This window comes from Halocynthiibacter sp., from assembly GCF_049608145.1.
In the GTDB taxonomy this organism is placed as follows: Bacteria; Pseudomonadota; Alphaproteobacteria; order Rhodobacterales; family Rhodobacteraceae; genus Halocynthiibacter.
The window spans coordinates 1-762 of sequence record NZ_JBMYXF010000111.1; the positions used below are offsets into that span (position 1 = coordinate 1).

The following is a 762-nucleotide window of genomic DNA, read 5'->3' on the forward strand; positions in this document are numbered from 1 at the left end:
CACCGTCGATCTCACGCATGATCTCGACTTGGTCACCCTTAAGCTCAACCTTTGATGTGAAGGTACCCTGTGACCAACCCAAAAGGGCTGACAGCATTTGTGGTGTCTGGTTGTTGTCGCCGTCGATTGCCTGTTTACCAAGCAGAACCAAACCAGGCTCTTCTTTCTCGACGATTGCCTTAAGCATTTTGGCGATTGCCAATGGCTCTACAGCTTGGTCAGTCTCAACCAAAATGGCGCGGTCAGCACCCATGGCCAAACCTGTACGCAGTGTTTCCTGGCTTTTTGTCTCGCCAATTGACACGACGATAACTTCAGAAGCGTTTCCGGCTTCTTTAATGCGAAGTGCTTCTTCAACAGCGATTTCGTCGAAAGGGTTCATCGACATTTTGACGTTGTTCAGTTCAACGCCAGACTGGTCTGACTTAACGCGAATTTTCACGTTGTAATCAACGACCCGTTTAACCGGGACCAAGATTTTCATGAATACAGTGCCTTGAATTTTAAGGGTGAGATTTAAGGGGATATAAATAAATACAATAGTTGCCGCCAAAATAGGCGCGACGCAAACGGGCGTCAATCTAAGAAGGCGACATGACTAATCTGAATGCGACGAGCAGGTTCATTAGAGAAATGATTATCCAGGCGCTTTAGCTGCCAAAAAGCGAAAAGCCACGGCCTTGCACCTTAACACGATACGCTTGATCAACCACCGAAACATGTGGTGGTACATTCGTCAGCTCAAACGCATCGTAACCGTGT

Annotated in this window: 1 protein-coding gene; it reads right to left on the reverse strand. The window is 47.4% G+C overall.

The annotated features are described in order from the left end of the window. A partial coding sequence (locus tag ACPGUT_RS16035; RefSeq protein WP_423993118.1) for an electron transfer flavoprotein subunit beta/FixA family protein occupies nucleotides 1–484 on the reverse strand: 484 nt, incomplete at its 3' end. Nucleotides 485–762 lie beyond the last annotated feature (278 nt).